The organism is Youngimonas ophiurae (nom. illeg.), from assembly GCF_049803795.1.
Lineage (GTDB): Bacteria > Pseudomonadota > Alphaproteobacteria > Rhodobacterales > Rhodobacteraceae > Thalassobius.
Genome location: NZ_JBNAGJ010000003.1, coordinates 390284 through 414905, shown reverse-complemented (window position 1 = coordinate 414905; position 24622 = coordinate 390284). Strand labels below are relative to the sequence as shown.

22 protein-coding genes are annotated in these 24622 nt (G+C 62.0%); 8 read left to right on the top strand and 14 right to left on the bottom strand.

The features are described 5' to 3' along the window. Positions 1-60 precede the first annotated feature (60 nt). Complete coding sequence (locus ACP15O_RS09710; protein WP_425095884.1) at positions 61-1278, top strand: peptidoglycan DD-metalloendopeptidase family protein; 1218 nt, start codon at positions 61-63, stop codon at positions 1276-1278. A gap of 62 nt (positions 1279-1340) precedes the next feature. Here the strand turns inward: ACP15O_RS09710 and ACP15O_RS09705 are convergent, their stop codons facing one another. The 7 genes from ACP15O_RS09705 to ACP15O_RS09675 form a co-directional block, all read right to left on the bottom strand. Beyond that, positions 1341-2165 (bottom strand): ATP-binding protein, encoded by an 825-nt coding sequence (locus tag ACP15O_RS09705; protein WP_425095883.1) that lies wholly within the window; start codon positions 2163-2165, stop codon positions 1341-1343. 8 nt (positions 2166-2173) lie between these two features. Next, complete coding sequence (gene tatC / locus ACP15O_RS09700; protein ID WP_425095882.1) at positions 2174-3130, bottom strand: twin-arginine translocase subunit TatC; 957 nt, start codon at positions 3128-3130, stop codon at positions 2174-2176. Between the two features lie 3 nt (positions 3131-3133). Beyond that, on the bottom strand, positions 3134-3595 hold the full coding sequence (gene tatB, locus ACP15O_RS09695; RefSeq protein ID WP_425095881.1) for a Sec-independent protein translocase protein TatB: 462 nt from the start codon (positions 3593-3595) through the stop codon (positions 3134-3136). Positions 3596-3598: 3 nt separating this feature from the next. Then, on the bottom strand, positions 3599-3814 hold the full coding sequence (gene tatA, locus ACP15O_RS09690) for a twin-arginine translocase TatA/TatE family subunit (RefSeq protein WP_425095880.1): 216 nt from the start codon (positions 3812-3814) through the stop codon (positions 3599-3601). A 176-nt stretch (positions 3815-3990) separates the two neighbouring features. Beyond that, positions 3991-5070, bottom strand: a complete 1080-nt coding sequence (locus ACP15O_RS09685; RefSeq protein ID WP_425095879.1) for an ABC transporter ATP-binding protein — start codon at positions 5068-5070, stop codon at positions 3991-3993. An 82-nt stretch (positions 5071-5152) separates the two neighbouring features. Then, a complete protein-coding gene (locus ACP15O_RS09680) occupies positions 5153-6193 on the bottom strand; it encodes a methyltransferase domain-containing protein (RefSeq protein ID WP_425095878.1) in 1041 nt (346 codons plus the stop codon). Positions 6194-6318: 125 nt separating this feature from the next. Beyond that, on the bottom strand, positions 6319-7098 hold the full coding sequence (locus ACP15O_RS09675; RefSeq protein ID WP_425095877.1) for an SDR family oxidoreductase: 780 nt from the start codon (positions 7096-7098) through the stop codon (positions 6319-6321). A 156-nt stretch (positions 7099-7254) separates the two neighbouring features. On the opposite strand from ACP15O_RS09675, the gene ACP15O_RS09670 reads away from it, so the two are divergent. From ACP15O_RS09670 to ACP15O_RS09640, 7 genes are all read left to right on the top strand, one after another. Then, positions 7255-8262 carry a Hint domain-containing protein gene (locus tag ACP15O_RS09670; protein ID WP_425095876.1) on the top strand — a complete coding sequence of 336 codons (1008 nt, stop codon included), beginning with the start codon at positions 7255-7257 and terminating at the stop codon, positions 8260-8262. A gap of 49 nt (positions 8263-8311) precedes the next feature. After that, complete coding sequence (locus ACP15O_RS09665; protein ID WP_425095875.1) at positions 8312-9922, top strand: peptide chain release factor 3; 1611 nt, start codon at positions 8312-8314, stop codon at positions 9920-9922. Between the two features lie 104 nt (positions 9923-10026). Continuing rightward, the gene (locus tag ACP15O_RS09660; RefSeq protein ID WP_425095874.1) at positions 10027-10875 is read left to right on the top strand and encodes an alpha/beta hydrolase; all 849 of its coding nucleotides are present in this window, start codon (positions 10027-10029) and stop codon (positions 10873-10875) included. After that, complete coding sequence (locus ACP15O_RS09655; protein WP_425095873.1) at positions 10875-11501, top strand: hypothetical protein; 627 nt, start codon at positions 10875-10877, stop codon at positions 11499-11501. The genes ACP15O_RS09660 and ACP15O_RS09655 overlap by 1 nt, the downstream gene beginning before the upstream one ends. A 50-nt stretch (positions 11502-11551) precedes the next feature. Then, a complete protein-coding gene (locus ACP15O_RS09650; protein WP_425095872.1) occupies positions 11552-13324 on the top strand; it encodes a glycosyltransferase family 2 protein in 1773 nt (590 codons plus the stop codon). Continuing rightward, on the top strand, positions 13321-14253 hold the full coding sequence (locus tag ACP15O_RS09645) for a glycosyltransferase family 2 protein (RefSeq protein WP_425095871.1): 933 nt from the start codon (positions 13321-13323) through the stop codon (positions 14251-14253). Before ACP15O_RS09650 ends, ACP15O_RS09645 begins: the two co-directional genes overlap by 4 nt. Before the next feature lie 163 nt (positions 14254-14416). After that, positions 14417-15805, top strand: a complete 1389-nt coding sequence (locus ACP15O_RS09640) for a DEAD/DEAH box helicase (RefSeq protein WP_425095870.1) — start codon at positions 14417-14419, stop codon at positions 15803-15805. Positions 15806-15933: 128 nt separating this feature from the next. Here ACP15O_RS09640 and ACP15O_RS09635 read toward each other — a convergent pair whose 3' ends face one another. The 7 genes from ACP15O_RS09635 to nuoK all read right to left on the bottom strand — a co-directional run bounded on the left by ACP15O_RS09635 (position 15934) and on the right by nuoK (position 24619). Next, a complete protein-coding gene (locus tag ACP15O_RS09635; RefSeq protein WP_425095869.1) occupies positions 15934-17601 on the bottom strand; it encodes a ribonuclease J in 1668 nt (555 codons plus the stop codon). After that, a complete protein-coding gene (locus ACP15O_RS09630; protein ID WP_425095868.1) occupies positions 17598-18377 on the bottom strand; it encodes a type III pantothenate kinase in 780 nt (259 codons plus the stop codon). The genes ACP15O_RS09635 and ACP15O_RS09630 overlap by 4 nt, the downstream gene beginning before the upstream one ends. A 12-nt stretch (positions 18378-18389) precedes the next feature. Next, a complete protein-coding gene (locus ACP15O_RS09625; protein ID WP_425095867.1) occupies positions 18390-19139 on the bottom strand; it encodes a biotin--[acetyl-CoA-carboxylase] ligase in 750 nt (249 codons plus the stop codon). Between the two features lie 73 nt (positions 19140-19212). Beyond that, entirely contained in the window at positions 19213-20652 is a 1440-nt protein-coding gene (gene nuoN / locus ACP15O_RS09620; protein ID WP_425095866.1) for an NADH-quinone oxidoreductase subunit NuoN, read from the bottom strand. 17 nt (positions 20653-20669) lie between these two features. Beyond that, positions 20670-22214 (bottom strand): NADH-quinone oxidoreductase subunit M, encoded by a 1545-nt coding sequence (locus tag ACP15O_RS09615; RefSeq protein ID WP_425095865.1) that lies wholly within the window; start codon positions 22212-22214, stop codon positions 20670-20672. Then, complete coding sequence (nuoL, locus tag ACP15O_RS09610) at positions 22214-24307, bottom strand: NADH-quinone oxidoreductase subunit L (protein ID WP_425095864.1); 2094 nt, start codon at positions 24305-24307, stop codon at positions 22214-22216. Before nuoL ends, ACP15O_RS09615 begins: the two co-directional genes overlap by 1 nt. Before the next feature lie 6 nt (positions 24308-24313). Next, positions 24314-24619 (bottom strand): NADH-quinone oxidoreductase subunit NuoK, encoded by a 306-nt coding sequence (gene nuoK / locus ACP15O_RS09605; protein ID WP_425095863.1) that lies wholly within the window; start codon positions 24617-24619, stop codon positions 24314-24316. Positions 24620-24622: the final 3 nt, after the last annotated feature.

The following is a 24622-nucleotide window of genomic DNA, read 5'->3' as shown; positions in this document are numbered from 1 at the left end:
AACACCCGTTAATCAGTTGATCAAGCCCCGGCCAACAAGGGGCAGACAGAGGACATCGAGATGACCCAGACCTGCCGTTTCCATTCGGCCCGTGTGATGCTTGCCGGTTCGGCGCTGGCGCTACTGGCGGCCTGTGACGAACCATTTGATTTCGATCTGCGTGGCAATTTCGGCAATGCGCTTAGCACTGCGGATGCGGCGCGTCAGGCTACCGCTGAACGCCCTGCGCCGGACAATCGCGGTATCATTTCCTATCCCGGCTATCAGGTCGTGGTGGCGCGCGGCGGCGATACGGTGGCCGATGTGGCCAACCGGATCGGCCTGGATGCCGAGGAGCTGGCCAAATACAACGGCGTGCGCCCCGATGATGTGCTGCGCAAGGACGAGGTGCTGGCCCTGCCCCGCCGCGTCGCCGAACCCTCGCCCGCCACTGGCGCCGAGGCCACCGGCCCGATCCAGCCGCCCTCGTCCGTGGACATCGAGAGCATCGCCGGGGGCGCGATTGACCGGGCCTCGGCCGCGAAGGTGGAAACCACCGAACTGCCCAAAACCGAGACCGCGAAACCCGCCCAAAAGGCCGAGAAGGTCCAGGTGGGCATCGAACCCATCCGCCACAAGGTGGTGCGCGGCGAGACCGCCTATACGATTTCGCGGATGTATGATGTCTCGGTTCGGGCGCTGGCCGAATGGAACGGCCTGGGCCCCGATTTCACCATCCGCGAGGGCCAGTATCTGCTGATCCCCGTGCCCGACACCAGCGCGCCGCAACGCAAAGCGCAGCCTTTCACCACCAGCAAACCCGGCCAGGGCAGCAGCACGCCCACCCCGCCAAGCGCCAGCCAGGCGCTGCCCGCGCAGAAAACCACCCCTGCGGCCCAGGCCACACAGCCCACCGGCGCGCCGGATCTGAGCAAATCCCAGACCCGCAAGGCCCAGATGGACATGCCCGTGAACGGCAGCATCGTCCGAGACTACAAGAAGGGTAAAAACGACGGGATCGACATCGCCGCAGCCCCCGGCACGCCGGTCCGCGCGGCGGCCAATGGCACCGTCGCGGCGATCACCACCGATGCCGATCAGATCCCGATTCTGCTGATCAAACACCCCGATAATCTGCTGACGGTCTATGCCAATGTGGATGCGATCTCGGTCAAGAAGGGCGATGGTGTGAAACGCGGCCAGAGCATCGGGAAAATCCGCTCGGGTAAATCGAACTACGTGCATTTCGAGGTCCGCAAGGGCTTTGATGCGGTGGATCCGACGCCCTATCTGAAATAACCCGCCTGAAAGAATGCCAAAGGCCCGCTGATCTGGCGGGCCTTTTATTTCAAGAGGTTAGCTTAGACCCGAACGCCCTTGCGCCCGGCCAGATCGGTAAAGAACTGCCAGGCCACCCGGCCCGACCGCCCGCCGCGCGTGGCCTGCCATTCGATGGCTTCGGCGCGCAGGGTGCTGTCCTCGATCTGCACGCCATGGGCATCGCAATAGCCCCGGATCATCGCCAGATAGTCATCCTGCGTGCACGGATGAAAGCCCAGCCACAGCCCGAAGCGATCGGACAGGGACACCTTTTCCTCGACCGCCTCAGAGGGGTTGATCGCGCTAGAGCGTTCATTCTCGATCATGTCGCGCGGCATCAGGTGGCGCCGGTTCGAAGTGGCATAGAACACCACATTGTCGGGGCGTCCCTCAATCCCGCCATCCAGCACGGCCTTGAGCGATTTGTAATGCTGATCATCATGGCTGAAGGACAGATCGTCGCAAAACAGCACGAACCGCGCGTCGCTGGCGCGCAGCAAGTTCAGCAGCCGCGCCACCGAGGGCAGATCCTCGCGTTGCAGTTCCACGATTTTCAGCGCGTGCCCCTGCGCCAGAACCTGCGCGTGCACCGCCTTCACAAGCGAGGATTTCCCCATCCCGCGCGCACCCCACAGCAGGGCGTTATTCGCCGGCAGGCCGCGCGCAAATTGCACCGTGTTGGTCAGCAGCGTGTCGCGGCTGCGATCCACCCCCACCAGCAGCGACAGATCCACGCGGTTTACCTTGGGGACGGGCTCCAGCCGGTCGGGCTCTACATGCCAGACAAAGGCGTCGGCCGCGTCGAAATCGGGGGCCGCCAAAGGCGCCGGAGACATCCGCTCCAGCGCCGCCGCGATACGTTTCATGGTCTTTTTCACGGTTTCGACCCGCTGTTATCCACCATGCCGGGGTCGTCCTCTTCTTCGTCGAATTCTTTCATCAACGGGTCGTCGAACTCTTCTTCGGGCTCTTCTTCGTCGTCGTAATAACCTTCGGCGCGCAGGCGGGCCTCGCGTTTGGTTTCCACGCGGGCCACCAGGAAGATCGAGATTTCATAGAGCCCGTAAACCACCACAAACAGGATCAGCTGCGTCGTCACATCCGGCGGCGTCACCAAAGCGGCCACCGTCAGGATGCCCACCACGGCGTATTTGCGGGTGTTGCGCAGCCCCTTGGCCGAGGCCAGCCCGGCCTTGCCCATCAGCGTCAGCAGCACGGGCAGTTGGAAACACAGGCCAAAGGCCACGATCATTTTCAGCGTAATATCAAGGCTTTCGTTGACCTTACCGTTGAAAACAATGTCGATCCCTTCCTGAGCGGCAGTCAAAGAGGCATCCACATCCTGCCCCACCAGCATGGCCGAAACGAAGGACGGGAAATCCGCAAACCCCAGGAAAAACGCCATGGCCAGCGGGATCACCACGTAATGCGCAAAGGCACCGCCCATCAGGAACAGCACGGGCGAGGCAATCAGAAAGGGCAGAAAGGCGTTCTTTTCGTTTTTATACAGTCCCGGCGCCACAAAGCGCCACAGCTGGTTGGCGATCACCGGAAAGGACAGCGCCAGCCCGCCCACCATCGAGATGCGGATCAGGGTAAAGAAATATTCCTGCGGCGCGGTGTATTGCATCACCGGATTGGGATTGCCCAGCGCGCGCATCGTGTCCTCGATCGGGCCCAGCAGGAAATCCAGAATGTGCCGCCCGAACGAGAAACAGATCACCATCCCGATCACAAACGCAATGACCGAGCGGATCAGACGCGTGCGCAATTCGGCCAGGTGTTCGATCAGCGGGGCGCTGCTCTCTTCGATCTCGTTGCTGTCGGTCATGCCTTATTCCTTGGCCTGTTCGGATGCCTTCTGAGGGGCCGGTTCTTCGGCCTTGTCTCCGACCTGGGCGGCGGCGTTTTCGGCCTCGGCCGCGTCGGCAGCCTGGCGTTCGGCCTCGCGCTTGGCGGTCGCGTCGTGGATTTTCTTGGCGACGGCGGCGCGATCCTCGTCCAGATCGGTGTCTTTGGTCGGATCCCAGTTCTTGAAGCTGTCGGTGGCCTCTTTGACCTTGTCCATGCCGAACTGTTTGGGGTCGGCGGCGGCCTTGATCGTGGTCGAGATGTCCTTGACCCCGGCATCATCGGCGGCCTGATCCATGGCGCGACTGAATTCACGCGCCATGCCCTTGGCCTTGCCGACAAAACGTCCAACCGTGCGGAACAGACCGGGCAGATCCTTGGGCCCCACCACGATCAGAGCGACGATCCCGATGACCATCAGCTCGGTCCAGCCAAGATCGAACATGGATTAGACCTTGTCTTTTTCGGACTCGGGGGTCACGTCCTTGGCCTCGGCGGCGGCCTGCTCTTCCAGTTCCTTGGTGCCTTCGTTCACGCCCTTCTTGAACGAGGTAATGCCCTTGCCCACTTCGCCCATCAACGAGCTGATTTTGCCACGGCCGAACAGCACCAGCACAACGACGGCGATCAGCAGAAGGCCGGGCAGGCCGATATTGTTAAGCATGTTGTCTCTCCCTTGGTTGGGCTTTCGTTGCGAAGCCCTGCGAAAATCACGTTACGTATCTAATAACGATTGGCCCGCGTTGGAAGAACCAAAGCGCCGCAACGGTGGATTTTTCGTATAGGTGTCAGAAACCTGCCCCTCAGGCCCTGAAATCGGGCGACAGGGAAATCGGCCGATCAGGCCACGGGAAAGACGAAACAGCGATCGCGCCGGAACATCAGCCACAGCGGTTTGCCGGGTTTGGGCAAAAACACATTCGGCACCGTTGCCTTCAGCACCGAGCCGTCGAAATCCATGCGAATCTCGACCAGGCTTTCCGAGCCCATAAAGCGTGCGCGCACCACTTCGCCGCGCGCGGCCACCCCATCCTGAGGCGTCGGCAGAGGGCCCTTACCCCCGCGATCAAAGTCTATCTTCAGGTGCTGCGGACGGATCACAATATCCACCTGCCCGCCATCCGCGACGCCGGGCGCCAGGAACTGGCCAAAGGGCGTATTCGTCAGCGCGCCCTGCACCGTGCTGCGTATCACATTGATATCGCTGAAAAATGCCACGGCCTGTTTGTCCACGGGCGCGTTGTAGATATTGTAGGGCGCGCCTTGCTGAACGATCCGCCCCTTGCGCATCAGGGCAATCTCATCGGCCATGCGCATGGCCTCTTCGGGTTCGTGCGTCACCAGCAGGACGGCGGCGTCCTCTTCTTTGAGCAGCTCAAGCGTCTGATCGCGGATGTCGTCGCGCAGACGGTTATCGAGACCCGAGAAGGGCTCGTCCATCAGCATGATCTTGGGGCGCGGAGCCAAGGCACGAGCCAGCGCCACGCGCTGCTGCTCCCCCCCTGACAGCAGATAAGGGAAGCTGTCGATAAACCGTTTCAGCCCGACCTTATCGAGCAATTCCTCGACGCGGGCGCGTTTGGCCTCTTTGGGGCCGCGCAGGCCAAAGGCGACGTTATCGCCGACGCTCAGATGCGGAAAGAGGGCGAAATCCTGAAACATCAGCCCGATATTGCGGCGCTCGGGCGGGATTCGGAACACGGTGTCGCAGATCAGGCTGCCATCCACATAAATCTGCCCGGTATCCTGCATTTCCACGCCCGCAATCATCCGCAGCGTGGTGGATTTACCGCAGCCCGAGGGGCCCAGCAGGCAGGTCACCTGCCCCGGCATCACACTGAGCGAGACATCATCCACCACCCGTTGCCCGCCGAAACTGCGGACAAGATTGCGAATCTCCAATCTGGGGGCGGGTTGCACGACGCTTGGCCTCTTGCGTTATTCCGATGGATTTTATCGGGCTTTGCAGGCAGATACCAAGCCGCGCCGTGCGACACAAGTCTTAGCAACAGGGCGCAGCATCGCCGTCGGTGGCGCGCTCGAACGGGCTTTCGCCGCCGCAGCCGTCAAAAATGCCGTAATGCGTGGAAAAATCCCCGATAAAGGCGAAATGATCGGCAAATCGCGTGTCCGCCAGCATTTTCCAGGTATTACCGCAGACGGGGAACACCTTGCCGGTTTCGATAATGTGGTGATCGTCCAGCGCAAAGGCATGGGGGGCATGTTCCACGGTGCCCTTGTAGATCACCGCCTGGCCGTAGTCCTCGCAGGCGGTTTCCAGACCGTCCAGTTTGAACAGCCGATAGGTGGCCGAGGTGAATTTCAACGGCGCCACACGTTTTTCCAGCTCGGGGTTTTCGATGGTCAGCGGGCGGTGCGTCACCAGGCGCGGATCGTCAAACCCGGCGCGTTTGGCGAAGGTCAGAAAATCGTTCCAATAAAGCGCCCCGGACAGGCATTCGCCATACAGCACCTCATCTTGCGCCATGGCCAGAGGCACCCGGCGGTCGGCGTAAACATCCGAGAAATACATCTCGCCCCCCGGTTTGAGCAGATGGTGCGCGCCGCGCAGAACGGCCTCTTTGTCGGTGGCCAGGTTGATCACGCAATTGGACACGATCACGTCAAAGCTGCCCGGCTCCAGCCCCAGTTGATCCAGCGTTTCGATATAGCCCTGGTGGAACTCTACATTGTCAAAGCCAAAGCGATCCGCGTGCCAGGCCTGATGACTGCGGGCGATTTCTAGCTGTTCTGGGGTCATGTCCACGCCCACCACGCGGCCCTTGGGCCCCACCAATTGCGCCAGCGCATAGACATCGCGCCCGGCCCCGCAGCCCAGATCCAGCACCCGCGCGCCCTGAAGCCCCAGAGGCATCACCAACCCGCAGCCGTAATAGCGGGTCAGCACCTCATCGTGGATATTGGACAGCACAGATTTCACATAGTCCGGCATCTCATCGGGGGTGCAGCAGGCGTTTGTCTGCAAATCGTCGCTGCCTTGCAGAACCTTGCCGTAATATTCTTGTACGTTTTCGTGTTTCATCCCCGGTCTCTCCGTCTTTGCTGGCCTATGTTTTTCTGACCTGTGCTTTCCCCGCAGACGATAGAGCGCAAAAGAAAACCGGGACAATCCATGATCGCCCCGGCTGACGCAGTTGTGAGGATGGCTTACATCACCGTGTTCGTGGCACCGCCATCCAGCAGCACGTTCTGCCCCACCATGAACCCGGCATGAACCGAGCACATAAAGGCACAAGTCGCGCCGAATTCCTGGGCCGTGCCATAGCGGCCGGCGGGGATTGCGGCCTCTTTTGCGGCGCGGGCCTCATCGGGGGTGATGCCCTGCGCGGCGGCGGTGTTGGCATCCAGCGAAACCATCCGGTCGGTGGCGTGCAGGCCGGGCAGCAGGTTGTTGATCGTCACGCCTTGGCCCGCCACCTGACGCGCGGTGCCGGCCACATAGCCCGTCAGCCCCGCCCGCGCCGAGTTCGACAGCCCCAGCACCGCAATCGGTGCCTTGACCGAAACCGAGGTGATATTGACCACCCGGCCCCAGCCCCGGTCCATCATGCCCGGCACCAGCGCCTTGATCAGCGCGATGGGGGCCAGCATGTTGGCATCCAGCGCCTTGATGAAGTCCTCGCGGTCCCAATCTGTCCACATGCCGGGGGGCGGCCCGCCCGCGTTATTGACCAGAATATCCACGTCCTGCGCCTTTTGCAGCACGGCGGCGCGGCCTTCGGGGGTGGTGATGTCGGCGGCCACGGTCACCACGTCCACACCATATGCGGCGCGAATTTCGGCGGCGGTGGCCTCCAGCGTCTCGGCCCCGCGGGCGTTCATTACCAGATCCACACCGGCCCCGGCCAGCGCCTCGGCGCAGCCCCGGCCCAGCCCCTTGCTGGAGGCACAAACCAGCGCGCGTTTTCCCTTGATCCCCAGATCCATGTGTTTTGCTCCTGCTATGCTTTGGCCCTTAGGTCTAGGGCGCACCCTGCGCCTTGGCAATTGAATTGGCCCGGAAAACTCCGCCGCGTTGACCATAAGCCGCCACAATCCTAGGGTAGGTCAAAGGCTGATCTGCTATTCAGGAACCCCGCCGGAATGACCCGTCATGCGCCCTCTGTTCTGACTCTCAGCGTTCTGCCCGCCACGGCCCTGCGGGTCGAGAACGGGGCCAATATGGGCGATGCGCTGTCCGTGGCCGACGATCTGATGCTGGACGATGTGTATCAGTTGCAGTTTGCCGCCACCCCCGCCCCGCTGCTGCTGGTGCCGCAAGATCACGGGCATTTCAGCATTTCCCAAGACAGCCCCCAGGGCACACCCGGCGCGATGCTGGCGCTGGATGCCTGCCTGACGCTGATGTCGCCGGATGGAAAGACCTCGGAGCTGCTGGTGCTGGTCGAGCTGGAGAGCGATCACATCGCGCGGCTCTATGCGCTGCCGCTGGCGCCGCTTAGCTCGAAAACCGATTACAGCCTGGTTGGGATCGACACGCAGAACGCACGGGCGAAACTGGCGCAGGTGGCCTGCGTGGCCTTCACCCGCGGCACCCATATCACCCTGGCCACAGGCGAGCAGCGCCCGATCGAGGCCCTGCAAATCGGCGACCGCGTGCTGACCCGCGATGACGGGCCTCAGGAAATCCGCTGGATCGGCCAGTCCACCACCCGCGCGGTGGGCGATTTCGCCCCCATCCGCATTGCGGCAGGCGTTTTGCACAACACCCACGATCTGCTGGTCAGCCCCGAACACCGCCTGTTCATCTATCAGCGCAGCGATCAGCTGAACCTGGGCCGGTCCGAGCTGCTGATCCGCGCGCGGCATCTGGTTAACGGCACCACGATCACCCGGCAGGATGGCGGCTTTGTGGATTATTTCCAGCTGCTGTTCGACAGTCACCAGATCATCTATGCCGAGGGCATCGCCGCCGAAACCCTGCTGCTGGACGACCGCACGCGCCCTGCCCTGCCCGCCGATCTGCTGGACGGGCTTGGGGCCCAAGATCTGGATCACGACCCGCGCCAGCACAGCGACATCGAGGTAGACGAGGCACAGATCGACCGATCCAATGTCGTGTCTCTTTTGCGGCGTGCCACCACCGGATAATCGCAGCAAATCATTGCCAAGCCCCGCGCGCGCCAATATATGCGCGGACATGTTGGATACCGCCTCGAACCGCCCCGAATTGCCGCCCGAGATCGCGCGGCGCCGTACCTTTGCGATCATCTCGCACCCGGACGCCGGTAAAACGACGTTGACGGAAAAATTCCTGCTGTATGGTGGCGCGATCCAGATGGCCGGACAGGTGCGCGCCAAGGGCGAGGCACGGCGCACGCGCTCGGACTTCATGCAGATGGAAAAGGATCGCGGCATTTCCGTGTCCGCCTCGGCCATGTCGTTCGATTTCGGAACGTTCCGCTTCAATCTGGTGGACACGCCCGGCCACAGCGATTTTTCCGAAGATACCTACCGGACGCTGACGGCGGTAGACGCGGCCGTGATGGTGATCGACGGCGCCAAGGGTGTGGAAAGCCAGACCCAAAAACTGTTCGAGGTCTGCCGCCTGCGCGACCTGCCGATCCTGACCTTCTGTAACAAGATGGACCGCGAATCCCGCGACACTTTTGAAATTATTGACGAAATTCAGGAAAACCTGGCCATCGACGTCACGCCCGCCAGCTGGCCCATCGGGGTGGGGCGCGATTTCATCGGCTGCTATGACATGCTGCACGACCGGCTGGAGCTGATGGACCGCGCCGACCGTAACAAGGTGGCCGAGTCGATCAAGATCGAAGGTTTGGACGACCCCGAGCTGGAAAACCACGTGCCTGCCGAGCTGATCGACCAGCTGCGCGAAGAGGTCGAGATGGCGCGCGAGTTGCTGCCCGCTTTGGACCCGCAAGCGGTTCTCGAAGGCCACATGACCCCGATCTGGTTCGGCTCGGCGATCAACTCGTTCGGCGTCAAGGAACTGATGGACGGCATCGCCGAATACGGCCCCCAGCCGCAGCCGCAACAGGCCGACCCCCGCGCCATCGCCCCCGAGGAAAAGAAAGTCGCCGGCTTTGTTTTCAAGGTGCAGGCCAACATGGACCCCAAGCACCGCGACCGGGTGGCCTTTGTGCGTCTGGCCTCGGGGCATTTCAAACGCGGCATGAAACTGACCCATGTGCGCACGAAAAAACCCATGGCGATTTCCAACCCCGTGCTGTTCCTGGCGTCTGACCGTGAACTGGCCGAAGAGGCCTGGGGCGGTGACATCATCGGCATCCCCAACCACGGCCAGCTGCGCATCGGTGACACGCTGACCGAGGGCGAGATGATCCGCGCCACCGGCATTCCCTCGTTTGCGCCCGAATTGCTGCAAACCGTGCGGCCGGGCGATCCGATGAAGGCCAAGCACCTGGAAAAGGCGCTGATGCAATTCGCCGAGGAAGGCGCGGCCAAAGTGTTCAAACCCAATATCGGCTCGGGCTTTATCGTCGGGGTCGTGGGCGCGCTGCAATTCGAGGTTCTGGCCAGCCGGATTGAACTGGAATACGGCTTGCCCGTGCGGTTTGAGCAATCACAATTCACCAGCGCCCGCTGGGTCAGCGGCGACAAGGGCGACGTGGACAAATTCGTGCAGGCCAACAAGCAGCACATCGCCCATGACCACGACGGAGACATCGTGTACCTGACCCGCCTGCAATGGGATATCGACCGGGTGGAGCGCGACAATCCCGAAATCAAGCTGACCGCCACCAAGGAAATGCATGGCGACTAAGCCAGGCGCAGGCAGGGCCCGCCCAATACGCCCTGCCGCCCTAGTTCCGCCACAAGTTCCGGCCTAAACTCGACCACACGGATCACCAGAACGGGGCCCGATTCTTGACCTCTGCGCTTATCAGACTTGTAGCGATTGCGGCCCTGCTGCTGATGGCGGCCGGCCTGTCCGCGCCCGCCCGCGCCGCGCAGCCCAGCCTGATGGATTTGCCCTATGGCAGCGATCCCAAGCAGCGTCTGGACGTCTACCTGCCCGCGCACAGACAGGATGCGCCGGTCATCGTGATGGTGCATGGCGGCGGTTGGCGCTTTGGCGACAAATCGCAAATCCCCGCCTGGCGCAACAAGGTGGAACACTGGACCGGCCAGGGCATCGTGGTGGTGACGGTGAACTATCGGCTGCTGCCGCAGGCCCATCCGCTGGAACAGGCGCGCGACGTCGCCCGAGCGCTGGCCTATGTGCAAAGACGCGCGGCGCAATGGGGGGCCTCGGCGCAGCGGCTGGTGCTGATGGGGCATTCGGCGGGCGGGCATCTGGTGTCCTTGCTGAGCGCCGATCCGGCCATGGCCTGGCAAGAGGGCGCGCAGGACTGGCTGGCCACCGTGGCGCTGGATTCGGCGGCGCTGGACCCGGCTGAAATCATGCGCCAGAGCCCCTCGCCGCTGTATGCCCATGCCTTCGGGACAGACCCGTCATATTGGGAACAAGCCTCGCCTCTGGCGCAATTGCAGCCCACCGCGCGGCCGATGCTGCTGGTGTGTTCGTCGCGCAGAACGCTGCCCTGCCCGCAGGCCGAACGGTTTGCCGGGCAGATGCGCGCGCTTGGCGGTCAGGCGCGCACGCTGCCTGTCGATCTGTCGCATCGGTCGATCAATGCCGCAATCGGGCTGCACCCGGTCTATACCGCCGCGCTGGATGCGTTCCTGGCCGAGGCCGGGCTGTGGGCCCCCTGATGCCGGCAGGGCCGCTGCAAAACCGGGTGCTTCCTACCGGCGAGATCGTTGCCATCCCCGCGCGCGGCACGCTGACCGGCAATCGCGGCATTCTGCACGATCGTCAGGGCCGTCTGGGCCGCGCCCGCTGGCGGCACCCCAATTGGGTCTGCTGCGCGCTGGAATTTCGCGGGCGCTATCACGGGCCGATGCCCGATCGCGGCTGGACGGCTTTGTTTTTCCTGGACGAGGCCGTCGCCCTGACAGCGGGCCATCGCCCCTGTCACCAATGCCGCCACGCGGATGCCGGACGGTTTCGGGCCGCCTGGGATCGGGCGCTGGGGCCGGCTGCCACCACCAAACAGATTGACCGGATCCTGCATCCCGCCCGTGTCTCCCGTGATCGTCAGCAAATCCGCCACCAGGCCGAGGCCCGGACCCTGCCGGACGGGTGCTTTGTATTGGGTCAGAGGCCGCTGCTGCTGTGGGGCGATGCGGCCCTGCCCTATAGCCCGCAGGGCTATGCCGCGCCTGTCCGACGTCCGGAGGGGCCCGTCACGGTGCTGACCCCGGCGCCCATGATCGCGGTGCTGCGCGCGGGCTATGCGCCCCGGCTGCATCCAACGGCGCCCGTCCCTCTGCCGTAGGGCGTGGATTGGCTCTTGCTCAGACACGTGGTCCGCGCCATGCTGCCGCCATGAGTGAGCAGAAAAAACAGACCTATAAGAAGGGGTTCCCGGCGATTGTCACGCATATGCAGCAACGTCAGGACGCGCTGGTCTACCACGAAGGAGAGTCCCTGCCGCCCCTGGATATAGAGCTTGATCCGCTGAAAACCCGGACAATGCTGCGGCACGCGCCCGAGCTGGGCAGCTCGCGCAGCAGCTATGCCAGCAAATACCGGGATCTGGCCAAAGAGTTCGACGCCCGCCCCGCGCTGCTGCATCTGCACGGTTTGCTGATTGCCAACATGCGCCGTCAGGACCAGCCGCCGCAGACCGCCGCGCTGTTTGAACGCCTGTGGGCGCAGGAATCCGAATTCCTGCTGGAAAATCTGGATACGCGCTGGCTGGTCTCGGCGGTGACGACCTTTGGCGATCACGGGCAAACGGCGCTTCGGCGGCAGTTGGGGCACTCTTTGTCGGTGCTGTTCGGGATGATGAAGCTTTATGAAACCGAGCGGCTGTATTCCGGCAGGCATCCCGATCAGACCTTCGATCTGAAGACCCGGTCAAATGAAAAACTGGCGATGCAGATGGATCCGTTTTCGCTGACCTCGGGCGGGTTGGACGTGAACATGCTGGGCGCTCTTTGGCAATTGTCCGAGCAAGACCCGCTGATCCGCCCCCTGGCGCAACGGCTGTTGCAGCTTCTGGTTCAGGATGACCGAACGGTGTTCCGGCGGCTTCTGAAAATGCGTGAACGCCGCGCCAAGGCGCTGAAAGAAAAGGGCATTCGCAAAAAATCTGCCCCCAAGGCCAAAATCGCGGCCGAAATTCCGCCGCATCTGATCAAGACCGATCCCCAGCAAATCCGCTGGGGACTCGTGTCTTTGGTCAAGGCTCCGCTGCCCCAGATCGCCGCCTTTGTGGCCTATCATCTGGATCTGGGGGCCGACCGTATTTACCTGTATCTGGACGCCCCCGATCCGGCGACGGTTCAGTATCTGTCGGGGCATCCGAAACTCCAGGTCACCGCCTGTGACGCGGATTTCTGGCAGGCCCAGAAAAAGCCACGCATGAAGGCGCATCAGGTGCGGCAATCCTGGGTCGCCACGCAGGCCTATCAGGATGCGGATGTGGACTGGCTGGCGCATATCGACGTGGATGAATTTCTGCTGCCGCCCCGGCCCGTGCCCGACATTCTGGCCGACGTGCCCGACGATGCCGCCATGCTGCGGATAATGCCGGCCGAGCTGCTGGCGGGCACAGCCGGCGCGGAACAGTTCAAGCTGCAACCCAGCTATGCGGGCCAGCCCAAAGCGGTACGAGAGAGCCTCTATCCCACCTTCGGGGCCCATCTGCCCGGCGGGTTCATCAGCCACCGCGAAGGGAAAAACTTTGTCCGGACGGGGCTGATGGGCATCCGTGTGGGCATTCATGCCTGTTTGCAAAACGGGCGGCAGATCTCGAACCGGGTCAGGCTTGCGGGGGGCTATCTGGGCCATGCCCATGCGCCCAGCTGGGAATTTTTCCGCGATCACATGCAGTTCCGGATGCAGCGCGGCTCTTACCGTAAATCGGATGAAAAGAAGTTCCGCCTGCTTGATATTCTGACCTTCCTGCAAGACGAAGAAGGCGAGGACGGCCTGCGCCTGTTCTTTACCGAAGTCTGCGAGGCCACGCCCCGCCTGACCGAAGCACTGGAATCGCATGACATGCTGCTGCGCTACCCGCTGGATTTGCCCGCCAAACTGGCGCGGCACCTGCCCCCTCTGCCTGCGGCATCCGCAGATAAGGACAGCGCATGAGCCAGCCGAAATGGGGCATCGTCAGCACGGTCAAGGCCCCCACGCGGGAGATCCTGAACTTTTGCGCGCATCATTTGCAGCTGGGGGCGCACCGGCTGTATATCTATCTGGACGATCCGGATAGCGACGCGTTTCAGCCGCTCTCGGAACATCCGAAAATCCGCCCGATTCTGTGCGATGATCGCTATTGGCAGCGCCGCAACGGGCGCCCCGAAAAGCACCAGGTCCGGCAGGTGCAGAACGCCCGCCATGCCTATCGGCGGCGGGTGCAGGTGGACTGGCTGGCGCATATCGACGTGGACGAGCTGCTGTGGCCGCAAACGCCTCTGCCCCGGCAGCTGGCCGCCCTGCCCGCCGATTGCCTGGTGGCCCGCATCCGCCCGGCCGAGGCCCTGGCCAGCCCCGCCCCCTCGGAGCTGACCCATTTCAAGCGTTTCGCGCTGGATCGGGCACGACGAGAGCGCCAGACGCGCCGGCTCTATCCCACATTCGGGCAGCATCTGAACGGGGGGTTTCTGTCTCATGTGCAGGGCAAGCTGATCTATCGCACCGGCATCCCCGGCCTGCGCGCCAAAATCCATAACGTGCTGCTGGACGCGCAGATGAACCCCGGACAGCAGGAACTGACCGGCACCCAGCTGCTGCATCTGCACGCCAAGGATTGGGACAGTTTTTATGCGGCCTTTCTGTTCCGGCTAGAGCGCGGATCGTATCGGGCCGAGCTGAAACCGGGCAGCGGAGGTGTCTCGATTCATCAGCTGTTTACCTCGATTCATGAGGACACCGGCCCCCAGGGGCTGCGCGCCTTCTACGAGGAAGTCTGCACCGCCTCGCCTGCGCTGCTGGACAGGCTGCGCGCCGAAAACCTGCTGTCCAGCCACGCGCTGAATCTGGACGCAGTGCGCAAAAGCCACTTTCCCGCAGCGTAACCTCTCGGCAGATATGGATAGATTGACCCGTGCCCCGGTTTCGGGTACACCGCGCGCACAGGAAGACAGACCTAAGACTGCCACAGGGTTCAACATGGGCCAGCCGGGCCCACCCTTCCACAGACGCTACGGGCCGAAACGTGTCCGTAAACCACGGATACGCATGATAAAATTCTCTGATCTGAAACTCGATCCGAAAGTCCTGAAAGCAATCGAAGAGGCCGGCTATGAAAAGCCGACCCCCATTCAGGCCGGCGCCATTCCTCCTGCATTGGAGGGGCGCGACGTGCTGGGCATCGCCCAGACCGGAACCGGAAAAACCGCCAGCTTCACGCTGCCGATGATCACGCTGCTGGCCAAGGGCCGCGCCCGCGCCCGGATGCCGCGCAGCCTGGTGCTGTGCCCCACGCGGGAACTGGCCGCACAGGTTGCCGAAAACTTCGACACCTATACCAAGCACATGAAACTGACCAAGGCGCTGCTGATCGGCGGTGTTTCCTTCAAGGAACAGGACGCGCTGATCGATCGCGGCGTGGACGTGCTGATCGCCACCCCCGGCCGCCTGCTGGACCATTTCGAACGCGGCAAGCTGCTGCTGACCGGCGTGCAGATCATGGTGGTGGACGAGGCCGACCGGATGCTGGACATGGGCTTTATCCCCGACATCGAACGCATCTTCAGCCTGACGCCGTTCACGCGCCAGACCCTGTTCTTCAGCGCCACCATGGCGCCCGAGATCGAGCGGATCACCAACACTTTCCTGTCCGCCCCCGAGCGGATCGAGGTGGCCCGGCAGGCTACCACCTCGGACACGATCACGCAGGGCGTGGTGATGTTCAAGGCCTCGCGCAAGGACCGTGAAGGCAGCGAAAAACGCAAAGTTCTGCGCGCGCTGATCGAGGCTGAGGGCGAGAATTGCAAGAACGCGATCATCTTCTGCAACCGCAAAGTGGACGTGGATATTACCGCAAAAAGCCTGAAAAAATATGGGTTTGACGCGGCGGCCATTCATGGCGACCTGGATCAGAGCCACCGGATGAAGACGCTGGACGGGTTCCGCGATGGGACGCTGCGGTTCCTTGTGGCCTCGGATGTGGCGGCGCGCGGGCTGGATATTCCCAACGTCAGCCATGTGTTCAATTTCGATGTGCCCTCGCATTCCGAAGACTATGTGCACCGCATCGGCCGGACCGGCCGCGCCGGGCGCAAGGGCACCGCGATGATGATCTGCACTCCGCGCGATGAGAAGAACTTTGAAGCGATCGAAAAGCTGGTCGAGCTGGAAATTCCGCGGCTGGAGAACCCGCTGAAGGACGAAAAGCCGGCCAAACGCGCCACGAAATCCGATAGCGAAGAGAAAGCGCCCCGCGCGAAAAGTTCGCGGTCGAAGAAGACGACCGAAGACGCGCCCAAAGCCGCAGAAGAGCAGCCCAAACCCAAGCGTCAGGACCGGCGGGAGCGTGGAGGGCGCGGCGGACGCGATGTGGTGGGCATGGGCGATCACATGCCCAGCTTTATCGCGCTCAGCTTTGAGCAGCGGCGCGCCGGGTAATCTCAGGTAATTTTCAATGATCCAAAGGGGCGCGCTGACGCGCGCTCTGGATATCTCGGGACCGACCTTTGGCCGGTCCCTCGGGGACGGGGCTGCGCCCCTTTGGCGTCTGTGGCCCGTGCACCGCTTTACATCAGGCGGCTGACCACCACGGTGACTTCGGGTTTTTTGCCGATCTCATCCAGGGCGGTTTTGCGCACCAGGCGTTTGATCTCGGTTTCCAGCTTATCGTCATCCTTGAGCATTTTGCCCTTGGCGCGGCCCAGGAACTGGTCCAGGTCTTCTTCGAGCGCATCGACAAGAGGCGCATTGCCGCGACCGATTTCGGGCAGGCCGCTCAGCTCGCACCACGGCTCACCCAGGGGTTCGCCGTCTTCGTCGATGATCACGGTGACCAGAACATGGCCGTTCAGCGCCATGCGAATCCGATCGCGCACAATGCCATCCAGCGCGCCGATCAGGCAGCGGCCATCCAGATAAGTCCGGCCGGTTTCCACGTATCCCGCCACGCCGGGTTTGTTGCCCGACAGGTTCAGCATCACGCCATTCGGGGCGATAATGGATTGGAATCCATTGGTTTTAGCCAACTTGGCATGTTCGCGCAGGTGACGGTGTTCGCCGTGCATGGGCACCACGATCTGGGGCGAGACCAGCTTGTGCATCTCGGTCAGGTCCGGGCGGTTGGCGTGGCCTGAGACGTGATAGCGGCCCTGAGTGTCATCCACCACATCCACGCCCATTTCGCTGAACTGGTTCATAATGCGGATGACGCCACGCTCGTTCCCCGGAATGGTTTTCGAGGAAAAGAGGAACAGATCGCCCTCTTTCAGCGTGATGCCGTTGTATTTGCCATTGGCCAGCTGCGCGCTGGCGGCGCGGCGTTCGCCCTGGCTGCCGGTGACCAGCAGCATGACGTTTTCGCGGGGCATTTGCACCGCATCCTCGGGCGCAATCACGCTGGGGAAATCGGTCAGCACGCCGGTTTCCACGGCGGCCTGGATCATCCGGCGCATGGCGCGGCCCAGCAGACAGACCGAGCGCCCTGCCCGCGTGCCGGCCTCGGCCAGGGTTTTCACCCGCGCCACGTTCGAGGCAAAGGTCGTGGCCACCACCATCTGTTTGGCCTCGGAGACCAGAGAGGTGATCTCATCGGCGATGCTGGCCTCGGAGCGGCCGGCGACGGGGGTGAACACATTGGTGGAATCGCAGACCAGCGCCTTGACCCCCGGTGCCGCAACCGAGGCCCACAGTTCCGGATCGAACGGTTCACCCACGATCGGGGTGCGGTCCAGCTTGAAATCGCCGGTGTGGATCACGCGGCCCTCGGGGCTGTCGATCACCAGCGCCGAGCTTTCGGGGATCGAGTGCGAGATCGGCAGGAACCCCACGCTGAAGGGGCCCGCCTGCACGGTCTCGGGCCAGGCCGAGGCGGTGGTCACGGATTTTTCCGAGACACCATATTCGGCCAGCTTGTGCCGCGCGATATTGGCGGTAAAGGCCCGCGCATAGATCGGCGCGCCCAGTTTTTCATACAGATGCCCCACCGCGCCCACGTGGTCTTCGTGTGCGTGGGTGATGAACACGGCCTCCAGCTGGGATTTACGCTCTTCCAGCCAGGTGATGTCAGGCATGATCAGATCCACGCCCGGCGTGCTGTCCATATCGGGAAAGGTTACGCCCATATCGACCAGGATCAGGCGCTCTTTGCCCTCAGCCCCATAGCCGTAGACATAGCAATTCATCCCGATCTCCCCTGCGCCACCCAGTGGGAGATAAATCAATCGTTCGCTGCTCATATGTTGCCCTGGTCCTTATTGTATTGGTGAATGACCGTCAGGCCATGGATCGTCAGGAATTCGTCGAAAACGTCGAACAGGGTCTCACCCTGTCCGAAAAGCGGTGCCAGACCGCCGGTCGAGATCACGCGCATTGGGCGATCATACTCTTCTTTGATGTGATCGCAAATGCCGCGCACCAGACCGACATAGCCCCAGAAAATTCCGCTTTGCATACAGGCGACGGTGTTTGTGCCGATCACTTTGTTCGGTTTGGTGACATCCACATGCGGCAGCGCGGCGGCCATCTCGTGCAAGGCCTGAAGGCTGAGATTCACCCCCGGCGCAATCACCCCGCCCACATAGGCACCATCCTGGGCCACCACGTCAAAAGTGGTTGCCGTACCGAAGTCCACAACGATCAGATCCCCGCCATAGCGATCATACGCCCCCGCCGTATTGACCAGCCGGTCAGGCCCAACCTGCGTGCCCGCGTCCACCCGTGGCATGGCCGGCAACAGGCAATCGGGCTTGCCCACCACCAGCGGGCGACAGTTGAAATACCGATCCGCCAGAACGCGCAGATTGAACACCACACGCGGCACCGTCGAGCTGATGATCACCGTATCAATATCCACATGGATATCGTGGTGCTGCAACAGCCGGTCCAGCCAGACGAAATACTGGTCCGCCGTGCGCTGATGATCGGTGGCCGTCCGCAGGGTGCAGCGGATTTTCCTGCCATCCCAGATGGAAAACACGGTGTTGGTGTTGCCGCAGTCAATTGCCAGAAGCATCCCCTGCCTCCTTCAGAAGAAAATTTCAGCCGCCGGGATCACCTCGCGGCCTTTGGGCGTGGATAGGACAATATTGCCCGTCTCGTCCACCGTCTCGAACGTGCCCGTGGTTTCCTGACGCATGGTTCTGGCGGTGATCACCTCGCCCAGGCGGGCCGCATGAGACAGCCAGGCCTGGCGGATCGGCGCAAACCCATAGGTGCGGAACTGCGTCTCAAGCCGGGCATAGGCGGCGGCCAGCAAGGTCAGGAAATCCTCGGGCGGGATGCGGATGCCGGTTTCCCCGAACACGGACACAGGCCGCAGCGCGTCGGGTTCCACCTGCCCGGCCTGCGGCGCGGTGGCCAGATTGACGCCGATCCCGATGGCGATATGGCTGACGCCGCCCGCCCCACCCGCGCTTTCCAGCAGGATCCCGGCCAGCTTTCCGCCCGACAGCAGCACGTCATTGGGCCATTTGAGGCTTAGCAGATCCGAGCGGCCAGTGGCGGCAGACACGGCCTCATAGAGCGCCAGCGAGGCCACGAAAGAGCGCAGCGCGATCTGGTCCGGGGTCTCGGCGGGCCGCATCACCAGCGTGGCCGAGAAATTGCCCTTGGGGTCCGTCCAGGGACGCCCCCGGCGCCCGCGCCCGGCAGTTTGCTGCAATGCCAAGATCCATTCGGGGCCCGTCAGATCGGGGGCGATCCGGGCGGCCTCGGCATTGGTGCTATCGACGGTGGCCAACACGCGGCGGCCATAGCCCTGGGGCCAATCATACATGATCGCAGCCCTCCTTAAAAACAAAGCGACGCGCCAAGGGCGCGTCACCTTTCGATTTACAGACCTGCGTCAATCAGTTGACCAGCGTTGCGGCAGCGGCGGCGGCCACGCCTTCGATCCCAAAGAGATTCACCACACCGATCAGCATCACCGCAGCCGAAGCCATCAGGAAGCCCCACAAAATGGGCGAGCGGTTCTTGTCCAGCGCCTCGCCTTCCTCGCCGAAATACATGTAGTAGACGATCCGCAGATAGTAGAAGGCCCCGATCACCGAGGCAATCACCCCCAGCACCGCCAGCCAGATCAGACCGGCGTCATAGGCGGCCTTCAGCACGTAGAACTTACCGAAAAAGCCCACCATCGGCGGCACGCCGGCCAGGCTGAACATCAGCACCAGAACGGCCAGAGCCTTGGTGGGTTCGCGTTTGGCATATTGGTTCAGCGCCTTGATGTCGGTGACGGGCTGGCCGTCTTTTTCCATCGACAGGATAAAGGCAAAGGTGCCGACATTCATCGCCACATAGATCACCATGTAAACCAGCAGCGCCTGCACCCCGAACGCGGTGCCAGCGGCCAGGCCCATCATCGCATAGCCCATATGCGCAATCGACGAATAGGCCATCAGACGTTTGATATTGGTCTGACCGATCGCGGCAACCGCGCCCAGGAACATCGACAGCACCGCCATCAGCGACACGATCTGCTGCCAATCGGCGACAACCCCGCCAAAGGCATCATGCAACACGCGGGCAAACAGCCCCATCGCCGCCATTTTCGGCGCGGTGGCAAAGAAGGCGGTGACCGGCGTGGGCGAGCCCTCGTAGACATCCGGGGTCCACATGTGGAAGGGCACGGCCGAGACCTTGAACGCCAGGCCGGACACCACAAAGACCAGGCCGAACAACAGCCCCAGCGAGGCCCGCCCATCCGTGGCCGCCTGAATGATACCCGAGAATTGCGTGGTGCCGGCAAAGCCATAGACCAGCGAGGAACCATACAGCAGCAGGCCCGAGCTCAGCGCGCCCAGCACAAAGTATTTCATGCCGGCCTCGGTAGATTTGGCGCTGTCGCGGCGCATCGCGGCCACAACGTACAAAGACAGCGATTGCAGCTCCAGCCCCATATACAGGGTCATCAGATCCGCCGCGGACACCATCACCATCATGCCAACGATGGCCAGCACGATCAGCACCGGATATTCGAAGCGCAGCAGGCCCTTGCGGGACATGTAGTCCTGGCTCATGACCAGAACGGCGGCGCCGCTCAGCAGCATCGTGACCTTGGCAAAACGCGAGAACGCGTCATCGTGGAACATGCCGCTAAAGGCCAGATTGTCCCCCGAACCGCCCAGCCCGATCCACGCGGCAACCAGCACCAATACGATGGCGGTTGCCCAGGTCAGCATGGCGGCCAGCCGGTCCTTGCCGGTATAGACGGCCAGAACCAGCGCCAGCATCGCGTATACCGACAGAAGGATTTCCGGCAGGATAATATTCAGATCAGCCTGGATCATCTCTCAGGGCTCCCGTTTCAGTGCGATGCGGCGACTTGCGTGGCCGAGTGACCATCGGCAAGCGCCAGTTCATAGTTGTGGACCAGCGCCTCGACCGAGGGGCCAATGATATCGGTGACCAGCGCCGGGTAGACCCCCAGCAGCAGCGTCATAAAGACCAGCGGCGCAAAGATCGCCTTCTCGCGGCCGGTCATGTCGGTGATCGACTTCAGGCTTTCCTTGATCAGATCGCCCAGCACCACGCGACGATACAGCCACAGCGCATAGGCCGCCGACAGGATCACCCCCGAAGTCGCAAAAGCCGCCACCCAGGTGTTGACTTGGAACACACCCATCAGCGTCAGGAATTCCCCAACAAACCCCGAGGTGCCCGGCAGACCAACATTCGCCATGGTAAAGAACATGAAGATCAGCGCATAGGCCGGCATCTTGTTCACCAGACCGCCGTAGGCGTCGATCTCGCGGGTGTGCATCCGGTCATAGATGACGCCCACACACAGGAACAGCGCACCCGAGATAAACCCGTGGCTGATCATCTGGAAGATGGCGCCGTCGATCCCCTGCTGGTTGGCCGCGAAAATGCCCATGGTGACATAGCCCATATGCGCGACCGACGAATAGGCGATCAGTTTCTTCATGTCCTCCTGCACCAGTGCCACCAGCGAGGTGTAGACAATCGCAATCGCCGACATCCAGAAAACCAGCGGCGTCAGCACGTCGGCCCCGACCGGGAACATCGGCAGACTAAAGCGCAAGAAGCCATAGCCGCCCATCTTCAGCAGGATCGCGGCCAGAACCACGGACCCGGCGGTGGGCGCCTGAACGTGCGCATCCGGCAGCCAGGTATGCACCGGCCACATCGGCATTTTCACCGCAAAGCTGGCAAAGAAGGCCAGGAACAGGATGGTCTGCATCCCGCCCACGATGTGAATACCCAGAACGCTGAAACTATCCGAGGCAAACGTGTGGTTCATCAGCGTCGGAATATCGGTGGTGCCCGCATCCGCATACATCGCCACCATCGCCACCAGCATCAGGACAGAGCCCAGGAAGGTATAGAGGAAGAACTTGAACGAAGCATAGATGCGGTTCTTGCCGCCCCAGATGCCGATGATCAGGAACATCGGGATCAGACCGGCCTCGAAGAACAGGTAGAACAGCACCAGATCCAGCGCCATGAACACGCCCAGCATCAGCGTTTCCAGCAGCAAGAAGGCAATCATGTATTCCTTCACGCGCGTCTGAACGCCCCAGCTGGCCCAGATCACCAGCGGCATCATGAACGTGGTCAGCATGACGAACAGAACGCTGATCCCGTCCACGCCCATCTTGTATTTCAGGCCCAGCAGCCACTCGCGTTCCTCGACATACTGGAACCCGGTGTTCGAGGGATCGAACTCGGCCAGAATGAACAGCGACACCAGAAAGGTGATGCCGGTGGCAATCAGCGCCGAATATTTGGCATTGCGTTGCGCCGCGGCATCCTCGCCGCGCAGGAAGATCGCCAGAATGGCGGCCGCCAGCGCGGGAATGAAGGTGACGATGGAAAGAAGGTTATCCATTATTCCGCCCCTCCGGTGAGCGTCATCCAGGTGATCAGAACGGCGATGCCGATCACCATGGCAAAGGCATAGGTAAAGATGTAACCGGACTGTGCGCGCCCAGCCAGACGGGTGAAGAACGGGATGATCCCCATTGCCACACCATTGATCGAGCCGTCGATGACATTGCCATCCCCGCGCTTCCACAAGAAGCGGCCGATTGCCTGTGCAGGACGCACAAAGATGAAGTCATAGATTTCGTCAAAGTACCATTTGTTCAGCAGGAACAGGTACAGCGGACGCTGGATTTCAGCCAGCTTCTTGGGCATTTCCGGGTTCACGATATAGAACCAGATCGCCACCAGAAGGCCCAGGATCATCGCGATGAACGGGCTGACCTTGACCCAGGTCGGAGCGTGGTGCGCCTCGTCCATGACGTGATTGTCGGGGTGCATGAAGATCGCGCCCTGCGGAGCCATTGCATGGATCTCGCCATGGTCAGCGGCGTGATCGTCATGGGCATCGGCTGCGGCGTGATCGTCATGCGCCTCACCGTGCCCTTCCGAGGCCTCAACGTGGTGATCGGGGATACCGAAGAACTTGTTCACGCTGTGATGGTCGCCAAAGAAGCTGTTATACCAGATCATCCCCGAGAACACGGCCCCCAGCGCCAGAACGCCCAGCGGCACCAGCATGACCATGGGGGATTCATGCGCGTGCTCATGCGTGTGTTTATCGCCGCGCGGTTTGCCCCAGAAGGTCAGGAACATCAGGCGCCACGAATAGAACGAGGTGAACAGAGCCGCGACAACCAGCATCCAGAAGGCATAGCCACCTTGCGTGCCGGCCCAGGCGCTTTCGATCACGGCGTCCTTGGACAGGAAGCCCGCGAAACCGATATGAGTCAGCGGGATACCAACGCCGGTGATGGCCAGAGTGCCCAGCAGCATCGCCCAGAAGGTATAGGGCAGCTTTTTACGCAGACCGCCATAGTTACGCATGTCCTGTTCGTGGTGCATCCCGTGGATCACCGAGCCCGCGCCCAGGAACAGCATCGCCTTGAAGAATGCGTGGGTGAACAGGTGGAACATGGCCACGCTGTAGACGCCCACACCAGCGGCCACGAACATATAGCCCAGCTGCGACATGGTGGAATAGGCGATCACGCGCTTGATGTCATTCTGCACCAGGCCGATGGTGGCCGCAACGAAGGCCGTGGTGGCCCCCAGGAAGGTGACGAAGCCCATGGCCTCAGGCGCGTATTCCATCAGCGGCGACATGCGGCAGACCAGGAACACCCCCGCCGTCACCATGGTGGCCGCGTGGATCAGGGCCGACACCGGGGTCGGGCCCTCCATCGCGTCCGGCAGCCAGGTGTGCAGGAACAGCTGCGCCGATTTACCCATGGCACCCACGAACAGCAAGAAGGCCAGCAGGTTCGCCGCGTTCCATTCGGTCCACAGGAAATGCAGCTCGGTTTCCGCCAGCTCCGGGGCGGCGGCAAAGATCACGTCAAAGCTGATGCTGTCGGTCAGATAGAACAGGCCGAAAATCCCCAGCGCAAAACCGAAATCGCCCACACGGTTGACGACGAAGGCCTTGATCGCGGCGGCATTGGCCGAGGGTTTCTTATAGTAGAACCCGATCAGCAGGTACGAGGCCACGCCCACGCCTTCCCAGCCAAAGAACATCTGCACCAGGTTATCCGAGGTCACCAGCATCAGCATGGCAAAGGTAAAGAAGGACAGATAGGCGAAGAAACGCGCCTTATAGTGCTCGTGATGGCCCCAGTTGTCGTCATGGGCCATGTAGCCGAACGAGTAGAGGTGCACCAAAGCCGACACGCTGGTCACAACGATCAGCATGATCGCGGTCAGCCGGTCCAGACGGATCGACCATTCGGTGCTCAGGCTGCCGGACTGGATATAGTCCAGAATGTGGATGTGTTTGACGGTGCTGGCGTCCAGCCCCAGAAAGGTGACCCAGGACAGCGCACAGGCCAGAAACAGCAGGCCGGTGGTAACGAACTGAGCGCCCTTTTCACCGATCAGCCGCCAGCCGAAACCTGCGATCAGCGCCCCAACCAGCGGAGCAAAGAGGATAACGGTTTCCATATCTCTTTACCCTTTCATCACGTTGATGTCTTCGACGTCGATCGTTCCGCGGTTCCGGAAGAAGACGACAAGAATGGCCAGCCCGATCGCGGCCTCGGCGGCGGCGACGGTCAGCACGAACAGCGTGAACACCTGCCCCACCAGATCCCCCATGAACGAGGAGAAGGCGACAAGGTTGATGTTGACCGACAGCAGCATCAGCTCGATCGACATCAAGAGGATGATCACGTTCTTCCGGTTCAGGAAGAGGCCAAAGATACCTATGACAAACAGCGCAGAGGCCACTGTCAGGTAGTGTTCTATACCAATCATTTT

Bases quoted from the DNA above. Each gene is read 5' to 3' on its own strand.
- ACP15O_RS09710 (WP_425095884.1), top strand. From the start codon at position 61: ATGACCCAGACCTGCCGTTTCCATTCGGCCCGTGTGATGCTTGCCGGT.
- ACP15O_RS09705 (WP_425095883.1), bottom strand. From the start codon at position 2,165: ATGAAACGTATCGCGGCGGCGCTGGAGCGGATGTCTCCGGCGCCTTTG.
- tatC (WP_425095882.1), bottom strand. From the start codon at position 3,130: ATGACCGACAGCAACGAGATCGAAGAGAGCAGCGCCCCGCTGATCGAA.
- tatB (WP_425095881.1), bottom strand. From the start codon at position 3,595: ATGTTCGATCTTGGCTGGACCGAGCTGATGGTCATCGGGATCGTCGCT.
- tatA (WP_425095880.1), bottom strand. From the start codon at position 3,814: ATGCTTAACAATATCGGCCTGCCCGGCCTTCTGCTGATCGCCGTCGTT.
- ACP15O_RS09680 (WP_425095878.1), bottom strand. From the start codon at position 6,193: ATGAAACACGAAAACGTACAAGAATATTACGGCAAGGTTCTGCAAGGC.
- ACP15O_RS09675 (WP_425095877.1), bottom strand. From the start codon at position 7,098: ATGGATCTGGGGATCAAGGGAAAACGCGCGCTGGTTTGTGCCTCCAGC.
- ACP15O_RS09670 (WP_425095876.1), top strand. From the start codon at position 7,255: ATGACCCGTCATGCGCCCTCTGTTCTGACTCTCAGCGTTCTGCCCGCC.
- ACP15O_RS09665 (WP_425095875.1), top strand. From the start codon at position 8,312: ATGTTGGATACCGCCTCGAACCGCCCCGAATTGCCGCCCGAGATCGCG.
- ACP15O_RS09655 (WP_425095873.1), top strand. From the start codon at position 10,875: ATGCCGGCAGGGCCGCTGCAAAACCGGGTGCTTCCTACCGGCGAGATC.
- ACP15O_RS09650 (WP_425095872.1), top strand. From the start codon at position 11,552: ATGAGTGAGCAGAAAAAACAGACCTATAAGAAGGGGTTCCCGGCGATT.
- ACP15O_RS09645 (WP_425095871.1), top strand. From the start codon at position 13,321: ATGAGCCAGCCGAAATGGGGCATCGTCAGCACGGTCAAGGCCCCCACG.
- ACP15O_RS09640 (WP_425095870.1), top strand. From the start codon at position 14,417: ATGATAAAATTCTCTGATCTGAAACTCGATCCGAAAGTCCTGAAAGCA.
- ACP15O_RS09635 (WP_425095869.1), bottom strand. From the start codon at position 17,601: ATGAGCAGCGAACGATTGATTTATCTCCCACTGGGTGGCGCAGGGGAG.
- ACP15O_RS09630 (WP_425095868.1), bottom strand. From the start codon at position 18,377: ATGCTTCTGGCAATTGACTGCGGCAACACCAACACCGTGTTTTCCATC.
- ACP15O_RS09625 (WP_425095867.1), bottom strand. From the start codon at position 19,139: ATGTATGATTGGCCCCAGGGCTATGGCCGCCGCGTGTTGGCCACCGTC.
- nuoN (WP_425095866.1), bottom strand. From the start codon at position 20,652: ATGATCCAGGCTGATCTGAATATTATCCTGCCGGAAATCCTTCTGTCG.
- ACP15O_RS09615 (WP_425095865.1), bottom strand. From the start codon at position 22,214: ATGGATAACCTTCTTTCCATCGTCACCTTCATTCCCGCGCTGGCGGCC.
- nuoL (WP_425095864.1), bottom strand. From the start codon at position 24,307: ATGGAAACCGTTATCCTCTTTGCTCCGCTGGTTGGGGCGCTGATCGCA.
- nuoK (WP_425095863.1), bottom strand. From the start codon at position 24,619: ATGATTGGTATAGAACACTACCTGACAGTGGCCTCTGCGCTGTTTGTC.